This window comes from Sphingopyxis bauzanensis, from assembly GCF_002205675.1.
Classification (GTDB): Bacteria; Pseudomonadota; Alphaproteobacteria; order Sphingomonadales; family Sphingomonadaceae; genus Sphingopyxis; species Sphingopyxis bauzanensis.
In genome coordinates this window covers 37,219-58,262 of record NZ_NISK01000005.1, presented here as the reverse complement: position 1 = coordinate 58,262, position 21,044 = coordinate 37,219, and the positions used below count along the sequence as shown (strand labels likewise).

Annotated in this window: 19 protein-coding genes and 1 tRNA gene; 9 read left to right on the top strand and 11 right to left on the bottom strand. The window is 64.0% G+C overall.

The genetic code is table 11. The annotated features are described in order from the left end of the window. Positions 1-11 precede the first annotated feature (11 nt). Both gor and pgi read right to left on the bottom strand, forming a co-directional pair. Positions 12-1,358 carry a glutathione-disulfide reductase gene (gor, locus tag CDQ92_RS18635; RefSeq protein WP_088443576.1) on the bottom strand — a complete coding sequence of 449 codons (1,347 nt, stop codon included), beginning with the start codon at positions 1,356-1,358 and terminating at the stop codon, positions 12-14. Positions 1,359-1,467: 109 nt separating this feature from the next. Then, positions 1,468-2,973 (bottom strand): glucose-6-phosphate isomerase, encoded by a 1,506-nt coding sequence (pgi, locus tag CDQ92_RS18630; RefSeq protein ID WP_088443574.1) that lies wholly within the window; start codon positions 2,971-2,973, stop codon positions 1,468-1,470. 277 nt (positions 2,974-3,250) lie between these two features. On the opposite strand from pgi, the gene lepB reads away from it, so the two are divergent. Genes lepB through CDQ92_RS18610 form a run of 4 tightly spaced genes read left to right on the top strand, consistent with a single transcriptional unit; the run spans position 3,251 to position 6,087 of the window. Continuing rightward, the gene (gene lepB, locus CDQ92_RS18625; RefSeq protein ID WP_088443778.1) at positions 3,251-4,069 is read left to right on the top strand and encodes a signal peptidase I; all 819 of its coding nucleotides are present in this window, start codon (positions 3,251-3,253) and stop codon (positions 4,067-4,069) included. Next, the gene (gene rnc, locus CDQ92_RS18620; protein WP_088443572.1) at positions 4,066-4,746 is read left to right on the top strand and encodes a ribonuclease III; all 681 of its coding nucleotides are present in this window, start codon (positions 4,066-4,068) and stop codon (positions 4,744-4,746) included. Before lepB ends, rnc begins: the two co-directional genes overlap by 4 nt. After that, positions 4,743-5,636, top strand: coding sequence for a GTPase Era (era, locus tag CDQ92_RS18615; protein WP_088443570.1), 894 nt, complete (start codon positions 4,743-4,745; stop codon positions 5,634-5,636). Before rnc ends, era begins: the two co-directional genes overlap by 4 nt. A 10-nt stretch (positions 5,637-5,646) precedes the next feature. Then, the gene (locus CDQ92_RS18610; protein WP_144035826.1) at positions 5,647-6,087 is read left to right on the top strand and encodes a hypothetical protein; all 441 of its coding nucleotides are present in this window, start codon (positions 5,647-5,649) and stop codon (positions 6,085-6,087) included. A 5-nt stretch (positions 6,088-6,092) separates the two neighbouring features. Here CDQ92_RS18610 and CDQ92_RS18605 read toward each other — a convergent pair whose 3' ends face one another. From CDQ92_RS18605 to CDQ92_RS18595, 3 genes are all read right to left on the bottom strand, one after another. Further along, positions 6,093-7,217, bottom strand: a complete 1,125-nt coding sequence (locus tag CDQ92_RS18605) for a lipase family protein (RefSeq protein WP_158213896.1) — start codon at positions 7,215-7,217, stop codon at positions 6,093-6,095. 156 nt (positions 7,218-7,373) lie between these two features. Next, a complete protein-coding gene (gene tig / locus CDQ92_RS18600; RefSeq protein WP_088443776.1) occupies positions 7,374-8,984 on the bottom strand; it encodes a trigger factor in 1,611 nt (536 codons plus the stop codon). Between the two features lie 100 nt (positions 8,985-9,084). Next, positions 9,085-9,169 (bottom strand) — tRNA-Leu (locus CDQ92_RS18595). Positions 9,170-9,336: 167 nt separating this feature from the next. On the opposite strand from CDQ92_RS18595, the gene CDQ92_RS18590 reads away from it, so the two are divergent. Next, entirely contained in the window at positions 9,337-9,558 is a 222-nt protein-coding gene (locus CDQ92_RS18590; RefSeq protein WP_088443564.1) for a hypothetical protein, read from the top strand. 154 nt (positions 9,559-9,712) lie between these two features. Next, the gene (locus tag CDQ92_RS18585) at positions 9,713-11,401 is read left to right on the top strand and encodes an amidohydrolase (protein ID WP_158213895.1); all 1,689 of its coding nucleotides are present in this window, start codon (positions 9,713-9,715) and stop codon (positions 11,399-11,401) included. Between the two features lie 7 nt (positions 11,402-11,408). On the opposite strand, the gene CDQ92_RS18580 is transcribed toward CDQ92_RS18585, so the two are convergent. The 5 genes from CDQ92_RS18580 to CDQ92_RS18560 form a co-directional block, all read right to left on the bottom strand. Beyond that, a complete protein-coding gene (locus CDQ92_RS18580; protein WP_144035825.1) occupies positions 11,409-11,729 on the bottom strand; it encodes a hypothetical protein in 321 nt (106 codons plus the stop codon). A 241-nt stretch (positions 11,730-11,970) separates the two neighbouring features. Next, entirely contained in the window at positions 11,971-13,437 is a 1,467-nt protein-coding gene (gene gatB / locus CDQ92_RS18575; protein ID WP_088443558.1) for an Asp-tRNA(Asn)/Glu-tRNA(Gln) amidotransferase subunit GatB, read from the bottom strand. A 1-nt stretch (position 13,438) separates the two neighbouring features. After that, a complete protein-coding gene (gatA, locus tag CDQ92_RS18570) occupies positions 13,439-14,938 on the bottom strand; it encodes an Asp-tRNA(Asn)/Glu-tRNA(Gln) amidotransferase subunit GatA (RefSeq protein ID WP_088443556.1) in 1,500 nt (499 codons plus the stop codon). Next, positions 14,938-15,240, bottom strand: coding sequence for an Asp-tRNA(Asn)/Glu-tRNA(Gln) amidotransferase subunit GatC (gene gatC / locus CDQ92_RS18565; RefSeq protein ID WP_088443554.1), 303 nt, complete (start codon positions 15,238-15,240; stop codon positions 14,938-14,940). Before gatC ends, gatA begins: the two co-directional genes overlap by 1 nt. A 228-nt stretch (positions 15,241-15,468) precedes the next feature. Then, positions 15,469-17,229 (bottom strand): DUF4153 domain-containing protein, encoded by a 1,761-nt coding sequence (locus CDQ92_RS18560; RefSeq protein WP_229667607.1) that lies wholly within the window; start codon positions 17,227-17,229, stop codon positions 15,469-15,471. An 86-nt stretch (positions 17,230-17,315) separates the two neighbouring features. Between CDQ92_RS18560 and CDQ92_RS18555 the strand changes: the two genes are divergently transcribed. Continuing rightward, the gene (locus CDQ92_RS18555) at positions 17,316-18,593 is read left to right on the top strand and encodes a DUF3089 domain-containing protein (RefSeq protein ID WP_088443550.1); all 1,278 of its coding nucleotides are present in this window, start codon (positions 17,316-17,318) and stop codon (positions 18,591-18,593) included. Positions 18,594-19,074: 481 nt separating this feature from the next. Here the strand turns inward: CDQ92_RS18555 and CDQ92_RS18550 are convergent, their stop codons facing one another. Beyond that, positions 19,075-20,100 carry an IS110 family RNA-guided transposase gene (locus CDQ92_RS18550; protein ID WP_088439574.1) on the bottom strand — a complete coding sequence of 342 codons (1,026 nt, stop codon included), beginning with the start codon at positions 20,098-20,100 and terminating at the stop codon, positions 19,075-19,077. Between the two features lie 149 nt (positions 20,101-20,249). Between CDQ92_RS18550 and ruvX the strand changes: the two genes are divergently transcribed. Both ruvX and CDQ92_RS18540 read left to right on the top strand, forming a co-directional pair. After that, a complete protein-coding gene (gene ruvX / locus CDQ92_RS18545) occupies positions 20,250-20,708 on the top strand; it encodes a Holliday junction resolvase RuvX (protein ID WP_088443548.1) in 459 nt (152 codons plus the stop codon). A gap of 2 nt (positions 20,709-20,710) precedes the next feature. Then, on the top strand, positions 20,711-21,019 hold the full coding sequence (locus CDQ92_RS18540; RefSeq protein WP_229667518.1) for a DUF1294 domain-containing protein: 309 nt from the start codon (positions 20,711-20,713) through the stop codon (positions 21,017-21,019). Positions 21,020-21,044: the final 25 nt, after the last annotated feature.

Sequence of the window (21,044 nt, the reverse complement as noted above, 5' to 3'; positions counted from 1 at the left end):
GAGGGGGACTTCTACTTCAACAACACCAGCTCTTCCGCCATGCTCGGATGCAATGCCACCGTCGCGTCGAAATCGGCTTTGGTCAGCCCGGCCTTCACCGCAACCGCCGCCGCCTGAAGTATCTCCGGCGCATCGGGTCCAATCATGTGCAGCCCGACAACCTGATCGGTCGCCTCATTGACGATCATCTTGTACAGCGCGCGTTCGTTGCGACCCGCGAGGACATTCTTCATCGCGCGGAAATCGCTCGTGTAAACGCGGACGGTGCCGAGCTTGTTGCGCGCCTCGGCTTCGGTCATCCCGACCGCGCCGATGGGCGGGTGGCTGAACACCGCGCTCGGGACATTGGCGTAGTCGACGACCGTCGGCTTGCCGCCGAACACACTGTCGGCAAAGGCCTGCCCCTCGCGGATTGCGACCGGGGTCAGCTGGATGCGGTTGGTGACGTCGCCGACGGCATAGATGCTCGGCACCGACGACTGGTTGGTCTCGTCGACCTGGATCGCGCCATCCTTGTCGAGTTCGACCCCGGCATCTTCCAGCCCCAGCCCCTTGGTGTTCGGCACGCGGCCCGCGGCGACCAGGACGATGTCGGCGTCGATCGGATCGCAATTGCCCAGATGGACGGTCAGCGAACCGTCCTCCTTCTTCTCGATCGACTCGAACGGCGCGTTGAAGCGGAATTCGATGCCCTTGGTCATCGAGATTTGCAACAAGCGGTCGCGGATCTGCTCGTCATAACCACGCAGGATCGTGTCGCCGCGGTTGACGATCGTCACCTTGCTGCCGAATTCGTTGAAGATGCCGGCAAACTCATTGGCGATATAGCCGCCTCCCGCGATCACGACGCGCTTTGGCAGCTTGTCGAGATGGAACACTTCGTTCGAGGTGATCGCATGTTCGCTGCCCGGAAATTCAGGGACGAACGGCCAGCCGCCGGTCGCGATCAGAATGCGTTCGGCACTGATTTCCTGGCCGTCGGCCAGCCGCACCTTTTGCGGCCCGATGAGCGTCGCGCGCGTCTTGAACAGCGTGACCTTGTGATTTTCCAGGGTCTGACCGTATAGCCCTTCGAGCCGGGTGACCTCGGCGAGCACATTGTCGCGCAGCCGGTCCCAGTCGAACTTGCAGTCGGGGACATCCCACCCGAAATGACGCGCGTCCTTTAGATCTTCGGCAAAATGCGCGCCGTACACGAGCAGCTTCTTCGGCACGCAGCCGCGGATCACGCAGGTGCCGCCGACCCGATACTCCTCGGCCACCGCAACGCGTGCGCCGTGCGAGGCGGCGACGCGCGAGGCGCGGACCCCGCCCGATCCGGCACCGATGACAAACAGGTCGAAGTCGAAATTGCTCATGTGGGAGACCCCTGAAATGGAATTGGCTGGCATTCGCAGCCGGCGCCTATGTGGTTACGCGGCGCCGCGATGCCAATCGATTTTTGCCATCACAGACAGTGGCGCGGTCTCATTCACCTAGCGCCGCCGCCATCAGCGCCCGCGTCGCCGGGTCGAACTCCACGGTTCCCTCGGCCAGCCCCTTCGCCATCTCCTTGCCCAGCTCGACCCCGAACTGGTCGAACGGGTTGATCCCCAGCAGCACCGCATTGGCGAACACGCGATGTTCGTAAAAGGCGATCAGCGCGCCCAGCGCGTGCGGGGTTACCTGATCGAGCAGGATCGTCGTCGACGGGCGATCGCCCGGATAATTGCGCGCACCATCGTCGCTCTTGCGTCCGGTCATCAGCGCCGCCCCCTGCGCGATACAATTGGCGACCAGCGTCTCGTGATGCGCGTCGTCGAGCAGATGGTCGGGCTCTCGGGCAACGACAAATTCGACGGGGACAAGGTTCGTCCCCTGATGGAGCAGCTGGAACACCGCATGCTGTGCGTCGGTGCCGACGCCGCCCCAGGTGATCGGAGCACTGTGCCGGGTCAGCGGCTTGCCATCGAAGGTCACCGACTTGCCGTTGGATTCCATCTCCAGCTGTTGCAGGTAGCTGGACAGCAGCCGCAGCCGCTCGTCATAGGCGAACACCGCGCGCGTCTGGCACCCGAGCCGGTTGGCGTAAATCTGATCGGCAAAGGCGGCGAGCAGGCCGATATTGTCCGCACCGTTGGCAAGACGGAAATGCCGGTCCATCTCCGCCGCCCCCTCGAGCATATCCGCGAACGCATCCCAGCCCAGCGCGAGCGCGGCGGGGAAACCGATCGACGACCATAGGGAATAGCGCCCGCCGACGCTCTCGTTGAACGGCAGGATGCGCGTCTCGTCGATCCCCCATTCGATCGCGCGTTCAGGGCTGGCGGTCAGCGCGATGAAGCGGCCGAGCGGATCATCCACCCCCGCTTCATCGAGCCACTGCAACGCCGAATTGGCGTTCATCAACGTTTCGGTGGTGGTGAAGGTTTTCGACGCGACCGCGACCAGCGTATGTTCGGGGCTGAACTTGGCGAACACCTCATCGAGCGCCGCGCCATCGACGTTTGACACCACCGCGACGTCATAGCGGTTGCTATGGCGCCCCAGCGCATCGACCAGCAGGTCAGGGCCGAGCGCCGATCCGCCGATGCCGATGTGCAGCAGGTGGCGGATCTCGCCGAATGCGCCCGCCTCGATCGCATCGATCATCATCCGCATCCGCTGATGCAGCGCCTGCGCGCGGTGGACTGAGTCCGGAGCGCCGTCGCCGCGTTCGGCGCTATGTTCGGCGGCGCGGTTCTCGGTCGGATTGGCGATGCCGCCCGAAAACAGCGTCTTGCGCCGCCCGTCGAAATCCTGCGTTGAGGCAAGATTGGACAGGATCGCCATCGCCGCATCGTCGAGATGGGTTTTGGCGAAATCGAAGCGGATGTTCGCTACGCTACGCACCAGCGCCTGCAACCGTGCTTCCGGATCGGCGGCGACCAGGTCGGTCAGTTTCTGCGGCTGCCAGTCGGCGAGTGCCTGCCAGGCTTGGTCGGCGGTGGGCATGCGAAATTCCTCTAAAGTCCATTCGTGTCGAGCGAAGTCGAGACACCGGGAGGGCATGCGCCACCCATGGATGTCTCGACTTCGCTCGATACGAACGGGGATGAGATGTCCGTCCCACTCTAAGCATCCCGCTCCTGCGACACCAGCGTCATCCGCCGATATTTGCTTGACGTGGCAACCTATTCATCGCCAATGCCGCGGCATGACTGAAGCCAGCTTTACCGCCGATAACGCGCCCGCCAGCCAACCCGCCCCGTCCGCGCCGACCCCCGCGCCGGTGTCGGCAAAGGAAGAAGCGGTCGACACCATCCGCTTCCTCGCGCTGCTCGCGATCGCGGTGCTGATTTTCCGCAGCTTTTTCCTGTCGCCGTTCAACATCCCATCGGAATCGATGCAGCCGCGGCTGCTGATCGGCGACTATCTGCTCGTCAATAAAATGGCTTATGGCTATTCGAAATATAGCCTGCCGTTCAGCGTGCCGCTGATCCCGGGCCGTGTTTTCGCACGCACCCCCGAACGCGGCGACGTCGCAGTATTCAAGGCACCGCCAAGCGCGGACAATGATTATATCAAGCGCGTCATCGGCGTGCCAGGCGACAGTGTCCAGGTGAAGGACGGCATCGTCTGGCTCAATGGCAAGCCGCTGAAGCGCGAAACCATGCCCGATTTCGTCATCCCCGTAACCGCCAACATGGTCGAGGCGTCGCGCGCGATGGGCACCTTGCCCTGCTACTCGATGGAGTTCGAAGAAGTCGCCGCCGACGGCCTGCGCCAGTGCCGGTACAAGCAATATCGCGAAACGCTGCCGAGCGGAAAAAGCTATGCGATCCTCGACGTCGCCCCGATCGCCGAGGACAATACCCCGCTCGTCGTCGTTCCCGAAGGCCATTTGTTCATGATGGGCGATAACCGCGACCGCAGCGCCGACAGCCGTTTCCCGGCGATGGAAAATCAAGGGATAGGCCTCGTTCCTGAGGAAAATCTGGTTGGCAAGGCGCTGGTCGGGATGTTCTCGACCGACGGGTCAGCGAGCTGGATCAACCCGATCAGCTGGTTCACCGCAGCACGCTGGAGCCGCATCGGGGACGGTTTTTGACCGATAAGCTCGACACCGGGGCGCTCGCCGAAATCCTCGGCAGCACCCCGGACGATCTGGCGCTGTACGAACTGGCGCTGACCCATGGCAGCACCGGGCGCGCCGATTATCAGCGGCTGGAGTTTCTGGGTGACCGCGTCCTCGGCCTTGTCATCGCCTCCGAACTCTACACCCGCTATCCAACCGCCAGCGAAGGCGAGATGTCTTCGCGGCTGCATGTGCTGGCGTCGGGCGCGACCTGCGCCGCGATTGCGCAGCGGCTGAACCTTACCGACCTGATCCGCTTTGGTGCGCAGGCGCGTAACGACGGTGGCCGCTATAGTGACAATATCGCCGCCGACGCGATCGAGGCGCTGATCGGCGCCCTCTATCTCGACCAAGGCATCGACACCGCGCGCGCCTTCATCCTCGCGCATTGGGGCGACATGGTCGACGGGCAGGCGGAGGCGCCCAAGCACCCCAAGGCGGCGCTGCAGGAATGGGCCCTGGCGCGCAAACGCCGTCCGCCCGAATATGAAATCGTCGCGCGCGAAGGGCCGGACCATGCGCCGCGCTTCCGCGTCGCGGTCAGCGTCGGCAAGCTCGCCCGCGCCGAGGCCGAAGGCACCAGCAAACAGGCGGCCGAGAAGGCCGCAGCGGCGGCATTGCTCGCCGAACTCGAAGGAATGAAATCATGACCCACCGCTGCGGATTTGTCGCCGTCGTCGGCGCGCCCAACGCGGGCAAATCGACGATCGTCAACGCACTCGTCGGCCAGAAGGTCGCGATCGTCAGCCCCAAGGCGCAGACGACACGCACGCGGCTGATGGGAGTCGCGATGGACGGCGAAACCCAGATCGTGCTGATCGACACGCCGGGCATCTTCGCCCCCACCCGCCGCCTCGACCGCGCGATGGTGGCAGCGGCGTGGAACAGCCTCGACCAGGCCGAGGCGATCCTGGTCATGATCGACGCCGCTGCAAAACTCGGCGAGCGCGCTGAGCGCGTGCTGCAGGGGATCGAGGGGCGGCCCGAAAAGAAGTTCCTCGTGCTCAACAAGGTCGACCTGACCCGCAAGGACAAGCTGCTGACAATCGCGACGACGCTCAACGAGCGTGTCGCCTTTGACGAGACCTTCTTTGTCTCGGCGAGCACCGGCGATGGCGTCCCCGAACTCAAAGCAACGCTGGCAAAGCTGATGCCCGAGGGTCATTGGCATTTTCCTGAAGATGAAGTCAGCGACGCCCCGGAGCGGATGCTCGCCGCCGAAATCACCCGCGAACAACTCTTTCGCCAGCTCCATGAGGAACTGCCGTACCAGTCGACCGTCGAGACCGAGAAATTCACCACGCGCCCCGACGGCAGCGCCGAAATCCACCAGCAAATTCTGGTCGCGCGCGACAACCAGCGCGCGATCATCCTCGGCCACAAGGGCGAACGGATCAAGGAAATCGGCAGCAAGGCCCGCGCCGAGCTTGCCGAATTGCTGGGGCGTCCCGTCCACCTGTTCCTGCATGTGAAGGTCAAGGCGAACTGGGACGAGGACCGCAGCGTGTACCGCGACATGGGGCTTGATTGGGTGGAGTGAGGATCAAACCGTGGCACGTCCGGCATCCATTATAAACTTCGAGCGCAGTTTCTGGGCCTCCATGCTGCTCGGCGCCGGAAGTCTGGCGCTTCATTGGCCAAAGATCATCGGCTCGCTGAGGAGCGATCCGGCCATCGCACCGATGGTCGAATCGGCTGCAATCTTCGTCGGCACCGCACTGGGAATTGGCTTCGCAATATCGATCCTTCTCTGGTATTTCGTGGCCCGAAAGGCGAGCAATATCGCCAAATGGATCTATGTAGCGGTAATGGGATTTGGCGCCGTCTCGACGCTTGCGTCGCTCAACGATCCGACGTCGCCGACGGGGCTTGCGCTCGCGATTTCGCTTGTCAGCACTATGCTGACGGCGCTTTCGATCTTTTTCCTGTTCCGACCCGACGCCCGCGTCTGGTTCGGAAAAGACTCGGTCGATCCTCGAACCTTCGACTAGGCAGACTAAACCTGCCGACAATCATTCGGCGCCGGGTTGCCGTCGAAGCGCGACGTGATCCAGCCGATTGTTTCCTGCGCACTTTCGCGGGCGCTGTTGCCATGATCGCCGTTCATGTCGATCCAGCGGACACCCGTCCCGCGCCGGCATACTGCTTTCGCAAACTTGCGCGTGACCGAGGACGCGACGATCGTGTCGTTGCGGCTCTGCGCGATCAGCAGCGGCCCCGGCACCCGCGCCGCATCGACGCTGTTGGCGCGCGCGAAGCTGCCGAAGGGTTCGATCGTCGCGATGTCCTTGTTCTTCGTCGCGCGGACGATGGTCAGGATGCCCAGGATCGTGCCGAGCTTGGGCTTCTTGTCGAGGCTGACGCAATTATTCTGCGCCAGCCGGGTGATGATGCCCTGATTGGTGCGGTTGGCGACGCCGTCCATCGAAAAGCCGTATAGCGTGGACCAGCTGTGCAGCGCAAAAGACAACAACAGCGCGCGGGCATTCTTGTCGCTACCGTCGCGCAGATTGGCGGCGAGATCGGTCGGCGGCGCAGCGGCTGCGGTAGCGACAAGGTTCAGATCAGGGGCATAGGACCGCGCGGCCGTCGCGGTCCACAGCGCGGCATGGCCGCCCTGCGATTCGCCCCAAACGGCAAAGTCGCTGCCCGCCGCGGCGCCCGCAATTTCGCGCGCTGCACGCACGCCATCGAGAACCGAATGCGCGGTGTCGGGTCCGACGAGGAAGGGGTGCATCGTCGGACTGGCGAGGCCGATATAGTCAGGCGCGACAACAACATAACCGCGACTGACTGCGTCGATCGCCGCAGTCGCGGAAAAGAAGTTCGGGCTGAGCGAGGGTGCGCATTTTTCGGCGACGCCCCACGCGCCGTGGGTCCAGGCGATGACCCGGCGCGGGCGGGACGGAATCGCCTCCATCGGCGCCGCAACGATGCCGGTCACGGCCAGCGGGACGCCGCTCTCATTACTTGTCCAATATTGTACCCGCCACGCCTGCATCCCGGTCGGAGCGTCCTGGATCGGTGCGGCCGAAATCAATCGGCCTGGCTGCTGGGCTTCAGCGGGCATCGACACGGCCGCCGAAGCGGCAAGGACAACAGCGGCAATCTCATGGCGCATGGCACATTCTCCCCGATACGCGACGGTATCACGGCCCGCTGCCGACGGGAATGCCATCTTGCCAGATTGAATTTGACCGCCCGATCGCAAGCCACCACAAAAAAAAGGCCGGGCGGAAAATTCCGACCGGCCTTTTTGTTCGGCTTCGTATGAAGCTTATTTCTTGGCAGCGGCCTTTTTCGCAGGCGCCTTCTTGGCCGCAGGCTTTTCAACCTCCGCCTTGGCCGGGGCAGCCTTCTTTGTTGCAGCGGCAGGCTTGTCTTCCGTCTTGGCTTCAGCCTTCTTAGCCGGTGCCTTCTTCGCGGGGGCGGCCTCGGCGGCTTCTTCCTTCACGTCGGCCTTTTTGGCTGCGGGCTTTTTCGCCGCCGCCTTCTTGGCCGGCTTGTGGTCGTGATCATGGTCGTGGCCACAGCCCGGGCCATGGACATGGCCGCTGTCGTCATCGGCTTCGATCGCCGCTTCTAGTTCCTCGCGGGTGGTTTCGCGGTCGCTGATCTCGGCCTTTTCGAACAGGAAGTCGACGACCTTGTCTTCATACAACGGGGCGCGGAGCTGCGCCGCGGCGAGCGCGTCCTGCTGGACATAGTCCATGAAGCGGCCGCGATCTTCGGGGCGATACTGCTGCGCCGCCTGCATGATCAGACGCTGCATTTCCTGCTGGCTGACCTGCACGCCATGTGCCTGGCCGATTTCAGACAGCAGCAGGCCAAGGCGCACGCGGCGCACCGCGATCGCGTGATAGTCATCGCGGTCGGCTTCCAGCTCGGCCTTCGCGGCGGCGGGATCGTCTTCGTTTTCGACTTCCTGCTCCAGCTGCTGCCAGATCTGGGCGAATTCGGCCTCGACCATCGTAGGCGGGACGTCGAAATCATGCGCAGCGGCCAACTGATCGAGCAGCTTGCGCTTCATATAGGTGCGCGTCAGGCCGTTCAGTTCCTGCTCGACCTGATCCTTCATCAGCTCTTTCAGCTTGTCGAGGCTTTCGAGGCCGAGTGATTTGGCGAACTCGTCGTCGATCTTCGACGCCGCCGGAACCTTCACTTCCTTCACCGTCACGGCGAATTCGGCCTTGGCACCCTTCAGCTTCTCGACCGGATATTCGGCGGGGAAGGTCACCTTGACGGTCTTCGCGTCACCGACCTTGGCGCCGATCAGCTGGTCTTCGAAACCCGGGATCAGCTGACCCGAACCGATTTCGACCGCCATGTCTTCGCCGGTGCCGCCGTCGAAGGCGACGCCGTCGACGCTGCCGGCAAAATCGATGATGACCTGGTCGCCCGCGGCGGCCTTCTTGGTCTTCGGCGCCTCTTCGAAGCGCTTCATCTGCGCAGCGAATTCTTCGATCTTGGCCATCACCGCCTTGTCGTCGGTGGGAACGGTCAGGCGTTCGAGCTTCAGCCCGTCGATCGACGGGGTCTTGATGTCGGGCAGCACTTCGAGTGCGACGGTGACTTCGGCGTCCTTGCCGGTTTCATAACCATCGGCCAGCGTGACCGCGGGCTGCAACGCGGGGCGCAGCTTTTCCTTGGCCATCAGGTCGCGAACCCCGGCGTCGATCGCCTTGTTTAGCGCGTCGGCCGACAGCGCGGGCCCGTGCATCTTGCGGATCAGGTTCGGCGGCACCTTGCCGGGGCGGAAGCCGGGCATGCGCACGGTCGGCGCCATGCTCTTCACCTCGTCGTCGACGCGGGCGTCGATGTCCTTGGCGGTGATGGTCACGCGATATTCGCGCTTCAGGCCTTCGTTCAGCGTTTCGACGGTCTTCATTGCCTTGGTCTTATCCTTGCTCAAAATCTCGAATCGATGAACCCCGGCCACATGGCGGGGTTCCCCTATCCCGGCTCTATCCCCATCAGATCGTCGGAACTGGTGCGGGCGAAGGGACTCGAACCCCCACATCTTGCGATACTGGTACCTAAAACCAGCGCGTCTACCAATTCCGCCACGCCCGCAGAGGCTGTCGGCCGGGTGCACAAAGCCGTGCGCTGTGCCGCGCACGCCCGTGCGGGCCGCGCGGGGCTATAGCAGACGCGCCGCCGAGGGCAAGGGCACAAAGCCCGACTTTTCTGCGGGGGAACGCGCACCGCGCCCATTCGTTGATAAGGCAAGGAGAGCCCATATGACCTTTGCATCCAGCCTGCACGTTCGCGCCACCGACCCCTTCCCCAAACCCAAGCCTGACACCATCGAACCGATGTCGCCGCCCGAGCATCCGGTGCAGCCAACGCCGCAGGAAGACCCCGCGGGTCAGCCGATGGAGATACCCGGCAATCCGGGCGGCGGCGGCGATATGACCGAGCCCGGCCGCGGCCCCGACGAATTTCCGCCGCAGCAAATCTAATTCGCGTTCGCGCATTCGCGAGCTCAGCAAGGCAACCCAGGGCGGTGTAATCCGCTCTGGGTTGTTTTGCTGCATCAGCGACAGCGATCGGTTGCATAGAGAGACTTGACCTCCGCCCTCCCCGACCGCCACCATGTGCGCCGGGGAGAGACATATGAACTTATCGACCGGCATCGCCGCGCTGCTGTTGACCATCGCCGCGCCCGCCAGCGCGCAAGAGAGCGCGACACTCTATCGCGGCGGACCGATCGTCACGATGGACGGCGACACACCGCAGACCGTCGAGGCGGTCGTGACGCGCGATGGCCGCATCACCTTCGCCGGGTCCGAAAAGGAAGCCCGCGCCGCCGCGGGCCAGGATGTCGCCGTCCGCGACCTGAAGGGCGCGACGCTGCTCCCTGGCTTCATCGATGCCCACTCGCATTTCACCGTCGCGACGATGAGCGCGGGCGGCCTCGACCTGCGCGACACGGCGCACGGCGCGATCACCGACATTCCGGGCGTTCAGGCCGTTATTCGGAGCCATGTCGCGCGCAGCCCCGCCAAACCCGGCGGCTGGACCACCGTCTGGCAGTTCGATCAGGAGGTGCTGGCCGAGAAACGCTACATCACCCGCGCCGAACTCGACGCGGTCGCCCCCGATCGCCCGCTCGTCGTTCTTCACGTCTCGCTTCACGGCGCTGTCGCCAACAGCGCGGCGCTGAAGGCTGTTGGCATCGACGAGGCCACCCCCGTCCCGCCCGGCGGCATGATGCTGCGCGATGACATGGGCAAGCTGAACGGAGTCCTGCTCGAAAAGGCGATGTTCCTCCTCCTCGCCAAATTGCCGCAGCCGACCGCCGAGCAAAAACTCGCCGCGCTCGATGACGCGCAAAGCGCCTATTTCGCTGAGGGCTATACCCACGCGCAGGACGGTGCGACGCTGCCGCCCGACATCGCATTCCTGACCAGTGCCGCGGCGCGCGAACGCCTCAAGATCGACCTTGCTCTCCTCCCCTTCTCGACCGGCCTCGACGCGCTGCTCGCCAATCCCGACCTGAAATTCGGCGCCTATCAGGGGCATGTGAAATTGCAGGGGATCAAGTTCGTCCTCGACGGATCGGTACAGGGCCGCACCGGCTTCTTCACGCGCGATTACCAGCGCGGCAGCCCGGAGGGTCACCACCCCTGGCACGGCGAACCGATCCTATCCGAAGCCGACTTCATCGCGCAGGCGAAGAAGGTCCACGACCGCGGCTGGCAGCTGTTCGTCCACGCCAATGGCGACGCCGCGATCGACATGGCGGTGCGCGGCTTCGACGCCCTCGGTATCAACGCCACCGACAACCGCCGCCCGGTCGTCATCCACTCGCAGTTCCAGCGCCGCGACCAGCTGCCCGCCTACGCCCGCATCGGCGTCGGCCCTGCCTATTTCTCGAACCATGCATGGTATTGGGGCGACGTCCACCGCACCAACTTCCCCACCGAGGTCGTCGATTTCATCAGCCCCTTGCGCTCGGCGCGTGCCGCGGGGCTGACCCCGTCGAACCACAGCGACTATAGCGTCACTCCGCTCGACACCCGCTTCATGCTGTGGACGTCGATGGCGCGCGTTTCGCCGACCGGCATCGTCAGCGGACCGGATGAACGCATCGACGCCTATGCCGCGTTACAGGCCCTCACCACCGGCCCAGCGTGGCAAATTTTCGAGGAGGGCCGCAAAGGCCGAATCAAGGCGGGACTACTCGCCGACTTCGTCATTCTCGACCGCAACCCACTGACGACGCCCGTTGATGACATCAAGGGCATCAAAGTCCGCGAAACGATCAAGGAAGGCCGCAGCGTCTGGCGCGCGGCCAACTAGGCCCTCGCTACTCGGTACAGAAGGCCACGAGGCGGCTGATCGCCTGGTTGCCGGTCTCGGTTGCGGCCATGTCGACCGCTCGGCCTTTGGCAGTCATGCGTAGCCAGCCGTTGGTCGCAAAGGCGCGGATCAGCGGCGATCCACCGGCGATTTCCTGCGACCGGAAGAACCGCATTTCGTCGATTTCGGTCTTGCCGGTGACGCGCAGCTTCGCGCTGCCCGACGCAACTCGATCGCGCTGAGATCCGGCGCCTCGCCAGAAATCCCCGCAAAGATGCGATTGCCGCCCTGCTCGGAGCGAAAATTCAACGACTGTCGTCGGTGCCATCGACTTCATAGGCGAGGATCGCGTCGGACACGCCGACTTCGTTGACCCGCCTCGTCCAGTCCTAGCCGTCGTTCACCGCGAGCGCCGCGCTCGCAGTACCGCTCAGCGCGAGTATCAGCGCACTCCCAAACGCCACCGTCGTTCGTTTCATGATCAGTCCTGCATCGCATTTCATCGCCGATTTAGGCGCTTATGCGATCGAAGGCCCTGAATTGACTGTGAACTCGATTACAACGGAGGATCAGCCGAGCGCCTTCTTCAGCAGCTCGTTGACCACTTGCGGGTTTGCCTTGCCCTGCATCGCCTTCATCGTCTGGCCGACGAAGAAGCCGAACAGCGCTTCCTTGCCGCCCTTATACTGCTCGACCTTGTCGGCATTGGCGGCCAGGATCTTGGCAATTTCCGCCTCGATCGCGCCGGTGTCGCTCGTCTGCTTCAGCCCGTCGCGCTCGACGATTTCGGCAGCGCCGCCGCCGCTTTCGAGCATCTTTTCGAACACCTGCTTCGCAATCGTGCCCGAAATCGTGCCGTCGGCAACCAACCCTAGCAACTCGGCGGCCTGCTGCGGCGATACCGGCGAATCGGTCAGGTCGCGGCCCATGCGATTGAGCGCGCCGAACAGCTCGCTCGTCACCCAGTTCGCCGCCGCAACCGGCTTGGCGCCCGCATCGAGCAACGTGTCGAACCAGCGCGCCGCCTCAACCTCGGCGGTCAGAACATCGGCGTTATACGGCGATATCCCCAGCGCCAGATAGCGGTCGCGCTTGGCATCGGGCAGTTCGGGCAGGCTTTCGCGGCATTCGACCAGAAAATCGTCGTCCAGTTCGAGCGGCAGCAGGTCGGGATCGGGGAAGTAGCGATAATCATGCGCATCTTCCTTCGACCGCATCGAGCGCGTCTCATTGCGGTCGGGATCGTAGAGGCGCGTTTCCTGCACCACGGTGCCGCCGCTTTCGATCAGTTCGACCTGGCGCTTTGCCTCGCCTTCGATCACCGCCATGACGAAGCGCACTGAATTGACGTTCTTCGTCTCGGTGCGCGTGCCGAATTCGTCGCCGGGTCTCCGCACGCTGACATTGACGTCGGCGCGCATCGACCCTTCTTCCATATTGCCGTCGCACGAGCCGACATAGCGCAGGATAGCACGCAATTTGCGGACATAGGCTCCGGCCTCGGCGGGCGAGCGCATGTCGGGCTTCGACACGATCTCCATCAACGCGACGCCGCTGCGATTCAAATCGACATAAGACATCGTCGGATGCTGGTCGTGCATCAGCTTGCCGGCGTCCTGCTCGACATGGATCCGCTCGACCCCGATCACCTTGGGTTCGGGAATACCCGCCTTCTCGTCCGCCTCGACGGTGATCGCACCTTCGCCAACAAGCGGATGATAAAGCTGCGAAATCTGATAACCCTGCGGCAGGTCGGCATAGAAATAATTCTTGCGGTCGAACCGAGACCATCTGTTGATCTGCGCCTCGATCGCCATTCCCGTGCGCACCGCCTGGCGGATGCATTCGCGGTTCGGCACCGGCAGCATCCCCGGCATCGCGGCATCGACCAGCGACACCTGCGTGTTCGGCTCGGCCCCGAACGCCGTTGCGGCGCTCGAAAACAGCTTGGCGTTGGTGGTGATCTGGGCGTGGACCTCGAGGCCGATCACGACCTCCCACTCACCGGTTTCGCCCTTGATGCGATAATCGCTCATCTTACCACCACTTCTCGGCGCGAGCGTTGAAGCCCGCCCGCTCTTCAATAGCCAGCCCGGCGTTCAGCACGCTCTGCTCGTCGAATGCCTTGCCGATGATCTGCAGACCCAGTGGCAGCCCTTCGCGGTTCAGCGCCGCAGGGACCGACATCGCGGGCAGTCCCGCAAGGCTCGCGGGCACCGCGAACACGTCGTTGAGGTACATCGCCAGCGGATCGGCCATCTTCTCGCCCAGCCCGAACGCCGCCGACGGCGCGGTCGGTGCGAGGATTACATCGCATGAAGCAAAAGCCTGTTCGAAATCGCGCGCGATCAGCGTCCGTACCTTCTGCGCCTGCGTGTAATAGGCATCGTAAAAGCCCGCCGACAGCACATAGGTGCCGATCATGATGCGGCGCTTGACCTCGGGCCCAAAACCTTCGGCGCGCGTCGCGGCATACATGTCCTGCAACCCCGCGCCCCCCCCAGAGGAGTTCTTGGCGGGCAGGTCGCGCAAACCGTAGCGCACGCCGTCATAGCGCGCGAGGTTCGACGACGCTTCGGCGGGGGCAATGATATAATAGGCGGGCAGCGCATATTTGGTGTGCGGCAGACTGATCTCGACGACCGCGGCGCCCGCATCCTTCAGCATCGCGATCCCCGCATCCCACATCGCGTCGATGTCGGGGTCGATGCCCTCCAGCCGATATTCCTTGGGAATCCCGACCGTCTTGCCCTTGAGATCGCTCGACAAAGCCGCTTCCCAATCGGGTACCGGCAGATTCAGGCTCGTCGCATCCTTCGCATCGAAGCCCGCCATATTTTCGAGCATGATCGCGCAGTCGCGCACGTCGCGCGCCATCGGCCCCGCCTGGTCGAGCGAGCTCGCGAACGCCACGATGCCCCAGCGCGAGCAGCGGCCATAGGTGGGCTTGATCCCCGAAATGCCCGTGAACGCCGCAGGCTGACGGATCGAGCCGCCGGTATCGGTGCCGGTCGCTGCGGGACACAGCCGCGCCGCGATCGCGGTCGAAGAGCCGCCTGACGATCCGCCCGGCGCGAGCGCGGCATTGCCGCCATCCTTGCGCCGCCATGGCGAGATCACATTGCCGAAATAGCTCGTCTCGTTCGACGACCCCATTGCGAACTGGTCGAGGTTCAGCTTGCCCAGCATCCCCGCGCCCGCGTCCCACAATTTCTGGCTGACGGTCGATTCATAGCGGGGGATGAAACCCTCCAGCATATGGCTCGCCGCGGTCGTCTGCACGCCATCGGTGCAGAACAAATCCTTCATCCCGATCGGCACGCCCGACAGCGGCTTCAGCGTCCCCGCCGCGCGGTCGGCATCAGCCTGCTTCGCGGCTTCAAGAGCATGCTCGGGTGTCTCGACGATAAACGCATTGAGCGCCTTCGCCCCCGCGACATTGGCACTGAACGCCTCCGCCACTTCGACCGCGGAAAAATCGCCCGCGCGGTGCCCGTCGCGGATCTGCGCGACGGTCAGGTTGGTCAGTTCGGTCATTATTCGATCACCTTGGGCACGCCGAAAAAGCCGTGCATCGCCGCCGGCGCATTCGCCAGCACATCGTCGCGGCGGTTGCCACCGGTCAGCGGGTCGGCGTCGATGACATCGTCGCGCAGCCGCAGCGTGTTCGGAATCACCGCGGTCATCGGCTCGACCCCGGTCACATCGACCTCGCCGAGTTGTTCGACCCAGCCCAAAATACCGTTGAGTTCGCCTTCCATCGCGGCGGCTTCCGCATCGCTGATCGCGATGCGCGCCAGCGACGCTATTTTTCTGACCGTTGCCTGATCGATTGTCATTGGGGTCCTGCCTTTGCGGGGAAGCCGCGCCGCTAGCATTCCCGCGGGATCGCTTCAACCTTCTCTATCCTCCCGCTGAGGAAGTCATGGGGGCGTCGCAGACGGCACGCAGCGCCAGCGGGACCGCCGCCGCAGGCGGCGGTGGCGGGGCTATGGCGGTCATGGCCCTCCGTCTGAGTCTTTGCCGCTGCCACCTTCCCATCGCTGCGCGACAGGGACGATCAATACTCACTCAAACGCCCCCGATTCCGGCACGCCATCCACCACGATATGCCGCTGCTCGATCGTCTCGACCGTCACCGTCGCTTTCGACAGGTCCACGGAGCGCGTCGGGCGCGTATCGCGGCCGATATCGCCCTGCACCCAGCGCCCGTCCTTGTTCAGCGTCACGAAATCGAAATTCGTCGCCTCGCCCGGCGCATTCTGCCCCAGCACCCCGATCCGGTCATCGGCCAGCCACACCGCGACGCACGCCTTGGCGCGGCTGCACATATAGGTGCCGGCGATGCGCTCCAGCGCCTCGGGGGGCAGCGCACGCTCGGCGGGAATGACGCGGAGCCGCTCGGCAAGCGGCTTGAGCAAGACCGGCCCCTTCGGTCCGGTCAGATCCCAGCGATTCTTCGCCGCCAGCGCTGCTTTGGCCGCGTCGGCGCGCTCCTTCTGCGGTGACCTCGTCAGCTCCTTGAGCGCCGCGCGCCCGCTCGGCCCGAAATCATAGGCCATCGCCGCCCAGTCAAATTGTTCGACCTTCGTCGTCCCCGACGTGAGCCGCGCCATCTGGTCGCGCGTCGAAATCGCCCCGAAATCGAGGATCGGCAACGCCAGGAACAGCGCCAGCAACGCCACGCCGATCGCCAGCTTCTGCTGCAACGGGCGCAGCACATCGTCGAAATCGCGCCGCCCCTTCACGACCGACCACAGGCCGATCGCGCCATAGGCCAAGGCTATCAGCGTCGCGATCAACCCCCAGATGCGCTCGGGAGTCCAGCCATATTGGCCGATCCGCAGCTGCATCGAATAATAGGCGATCCCCGCGAGCGGCAGCACCGCCACCGCCAGCACCGGCGCCGCCCAGCGCAGCAACGGATTCGTCGCGCGGTCGTCGACGCCATTGCCGATCACGGCATTGGCGAGCAGTACCGCGAATGCCGCCGCCGCCAGCATCAGCGCCGCCGTCGAAAAGCCTGACGCCCACAGCTTCGCCAGCCCCGTCCCCGCCAGCGACAGCAGGAAGATCACCAGCGCCGCCGCGAGCACCGGCGCCAGCACCGCCAGCACAATCATCACCAGCCGCTGCAAGGTCGAAACCAGCTTGTCGCGCTCGCGCAGCAAGCCGACCGCGCCGCCAAATGACGCCCCCGCGAGCATCCAGCCGAACCATTCGTCGTTCAGCAGGTCGCGGATCAGGTCGATGCCGATCAGGTGGAACATTTCCGAAATCAGGAAGGTCAGCAGGAACGCGATGCCGACGAACGCCAAGCTCGCCGCGCCGATCACCGCATCGGTCCACGCATGGCTGTGCAGCCGATCATAGGGCATCGCCCACAACTTCCAGAAGCGCCAGTCGGGCGCGACATCGCGCCGCGTCTGGAACAAGGGCGTCGCGACCAGCACCGCGAGCATCCCCGACCAGAACGGCCATTCGATCGGGCTGCCCTGCAAATTATACGCCGCCGTCCGCCACGCGATCAGCCCCAGCACGATGCCCCAAAGCAGCGCGAAACCCAGTGCCCAGTGCCAGCGGCGCAACTCGACGCCGAGCACGAACACCACCGCCGCCACCGCCACCGCGGTCGCCAGCGCGCTGCGCCATTGCGCCAGCGCGTCCTCGTAGGGATGATCGACCAGCGCGTGGAACGCGAGCCCCGCCGCGGCACAAATCGCCGCCATGATCCACGGTCGCAGCGGCCATGGCGGATCGTTATCGTCAAGGCGTGCGGAAACTCGGGGCGAATCGGCGGCGGTGCCGGTTGCGGGCGCGTCTGTCATACCCCACATCTGGGCTTGTTTCGCTGGCCAGCGCAAGCCAAACAGCGCACCAGTCCGTCTCCCTTCTCTCCCCCATGGAGCCCCCATTGGCCCGCAAATTTCTATACGTCATTGCCGCGATCATCCTGCTGATCCTCGCTGCCGGGGTCGTGTACCAGCTTTTTCCCGGCTGGGTCGCGCGCACCGCCTTTGTGCCGAGCGCCGAGTTCAAGCGGCAGGTCGCGGTTGCGCCCAACGCCTATGACGATGTCAAAATGTGGTTCGCGCGTCCCGGCATCGATGGAGACCCGTCGGCCTGGCGCCCCGCCGCCGAAGGATCGACGCCCGACAGCGCCGAAGCGCAGTCGCGCGACCAGCTGATTCCGTCCGCGGATGCCGCCGAAACCACCGCTCCGGCGATGCCAAAGGGCGACGCCGCAGTCTTTTTCGTTCACCCGACCAGCTATTATAGTCGTTCGAGCTGGAACGCGCCGCTCGCCGACCGCGATTCGGATCACCGCGCCAATCTGTTCGTGCAGGGCATGGCGAGCGCTTTTGCCGACGCGGGTGACATCTGGGCGCCGCGCTACCGTCAGGCGACCCTCGGCGCCTTCCTCGCCGAGGACCGGGTGACCGCGGGCAAGGCAATTGACGCCGCTTATCGCGATGTCGAGGACGCCTTCGACGCCTTTGTCGCCGCCCAGCCCAAGAACAAACCGATCATCCTCGCCGGCCACAGCCAGGGCGCGCTTCATCTCACCACCCTGCTCAAGAACAAGATCGCAGGAAGCCCGCTCGCGAAGCGGATCGTCGCCGCCTATGTCATCGGCTGGCCGATCAGCCTCGACACCGACATGGCGGCGCTCGGTCTGCCCGCGTGCCAGACCGCCGATCAAAAGGGCTGCATCCTCGGCTGGGCGACCTTTGCCGACCCCGCTGACCCCGCAATGGTGACGAGCGCCTATGATGGCACGATCGGCTTCGACGGCCGCCCGCGCGCCGACACGCGGATGCTGTGCACCAACCCGCTCACCGGCACCCCCGATGCCGCAGCGGCGCCCGAGGCCAATCTCGGCACGCTCAAACCCACCGAGGGCTTCAAGAGCGGGTCGCTGATCGCGGGCAAGATCGGCGCCAAATGCGACGACACGCGGGGCCTGCTGATGATCGGCGATGCCGACGTCGCAAAGAATTACGTCGTCGCGGGGTATGTGCTGCCGGGCAACAATTACCATGTGTATGACATCACCCTGTTCTGGGCGAACGTCCGCGCCGATGCTTTGCGGCGCCTGGCGACTTTTGAGGGCAAGCCGTCGCCGGTGCCGCCGGCGGCAGAACCGGTGGCCCGAGCAGAACCCGCCACAGCGCAGGCGCCCAGATCCTAGCCTCGTCATCGCGAGGAGCGTAGCGATGCGGCAATCCAGAGCCTGCGTAATCCGCTCTGGATTGGTTGGCCTACGGCCGTCTTCGGCCCGCTCCGCTCGCAATGACGAGGTCGTTTAATCGCGCCCCGGTCAAGTATAATTTTGAACACAAATCTTCGATCTGCGATGAGGTCATCGCAGGTGATATAGTGAGAGAAGTTGTCAGAGCCTTCAGCTTCGGCCGCGCCGGTCATTCCGTTTGTCGGGTACAGGGTCGTTTACGCGGTCGAGTCATGCCCGCCGCAGGATAGGTCTTCGTGGGCCGGAATCTTCCAATGTTTTAGACGCACTGCGCCATTGAGATGATGGCGGTGCAGCCTCATTAACGGAATGATTCTGTCCGCGTCCCGACAGGGACGGATCGGCGCGCCCACAGCATGGGCGCAAACGATAGGGAAGTTCAGCTTATCGGATAATGGTCCTTGCTGTCATATTGCTCATGTCAGACCTCGGCAGCGATCGAACGGTCGAACAGTTCACCCGTACGAAGCATAGTATGCATGATGACAGCGAGCTTGCGCGCGACCGCGACGGCCGCGCGCTTGAAGCCGATCTTTTCCTTGAGTTTGAGGCCCCAGATCCGCAGCGCGCTGTCCGCCGTGGTGCGCGTGAGGATCACGACTGCCGCCTCGTACAGCAGCCCGCGCAGATGACTGTCGCCGCGCCGGGATATATGACCGTCATAATCGACTTCGCCCGACTGGTAACGCCTGGTCGTCAAGCCGACCCAAGCACCAACCGAACGCGACTTCCGAAAGTTTTTCGGGTCCTCGATTGCCGCAACGAACGAAGAGGCGGTCACCGTGCCGACCCCCGGAATCGACGAAAGCAATTGGCATTGCTCGCTCGCGCGAGCGGATGCAACGAGCTGCTTGCTCAACTCTGCAGCGCGGGCGCGCATGCCTCGCCAGGCCTCAAGAACCGGCAGGAGGATCTGTTCGAGCCCTGCGTTGCTCGCCAGCAGGCTGCGCACATGGCCCTCGAACACACGGCCAGCCCCCTTGGGAACAATCAGGCCGAACGTCTTCATCAGACCACGGATTTGGTTCAACATCTGGGTCGTCGCCTTCAGCAGCTGATTGCGCGCCGCAATCAGCGTGCGGGTCAGCATGCTGTCAAAGCTCTTCACGCGTACCTCGCGGTAAAAGCCAACCTCCGCAAGATGCGCCAGGCCGTCCGCATCATTCGCATCGGTCTTGTTTCGGGCCATATCGAGCGCCGCTTTGGCATGGCGGGCATCAATGCAGATAGCGGGCAATCCTTCCTGTCTCAGCGCATGATAGAACCAGACAGACAGAGGCCCCGTCTCGAACACGACACGCTCCACATTCGCAGCTCGCTTGCGGACAAGCTCTGCTATCAATTTGGGATCAGACGGGCATTTGCCGCGCCAGATCCGTTCGCCGTCTTCACGCACCGATACAAATGTGTCTTTCAAAGATACGTCGAGGCCGATAAACTGCTTCATGGTTGTCTCCCGTTTGTTGCTGGGCCCGGTGTCAATCGTGAGCCCGTTTTTCAACCTATCGGGGGGCAACCACCCTGCCTACGCATCGCAACCGCAACGGTGATCACCGCCCCGCGATTACCCTATGTTTTGGAATTAGAGGCAGTCCGATGATCACCACCGCCGCCCCCGACTTCGCCGCCCATTTCCCGACCGGCGGTCGCCTCGCGGGCCTCGACGTCGGCACCAAGACCATCGGCGTCGCGACCTGTGATATGAACTGGAGCTTCGCGACCCCCGACAAGACGATCATCCGCAAGAAATTCGCCGCCGACCTCGAAACGCTAAAATCCGTCCTCTCCGCCCACAACATTATCGGCCTTGTCGTCGGCCTCCCCCTCAGCATGGACGGCAGCGACAGCCCGCGCACCCAAAGCACCCGCGCCTTCGCGCGCAACCTCCTGCCGCTTGGCCTGCCCATCCTGCTCTGGGACGAACGCTGGTCGACTGCCGCGGTCGAGCGCGCGATGATCGCCGCCGACGTCAGCCGCGCCAAACGCGCCGAACGGATCGATAGCGCCGCCGCCGCCTTCATCCTGCAAGGCGCGATTGATGCGATGACGCGTTAATCGTGGACCGTGTCACCGGATATATCCTCTATTGGCTGATCGCCGCCAATGTCATCGCCTTCGCGCTGATGATAATCGACAAACATCGCGCCGAAGCGGGCGCGCGGCGGATCAGCGAGGCAGCCCTGCTGCATTGGGCTTTTTTTGGCGGCGCGATCGGCACCTTCGCAGCTTCACGCCTCGTTCGGCACAAGACGCGCAAACAGCCTTTCGCGATGCAGATGATGACGCTGCTTGTCCTCGAACTGATCCTGCTCGCGCTTTGGGTGCTCGGATTGTTGGGACCGCTGATCGCCGCGGCGCTTGCGTAATTGCCTCGTCCTGCCTAAACGCTCC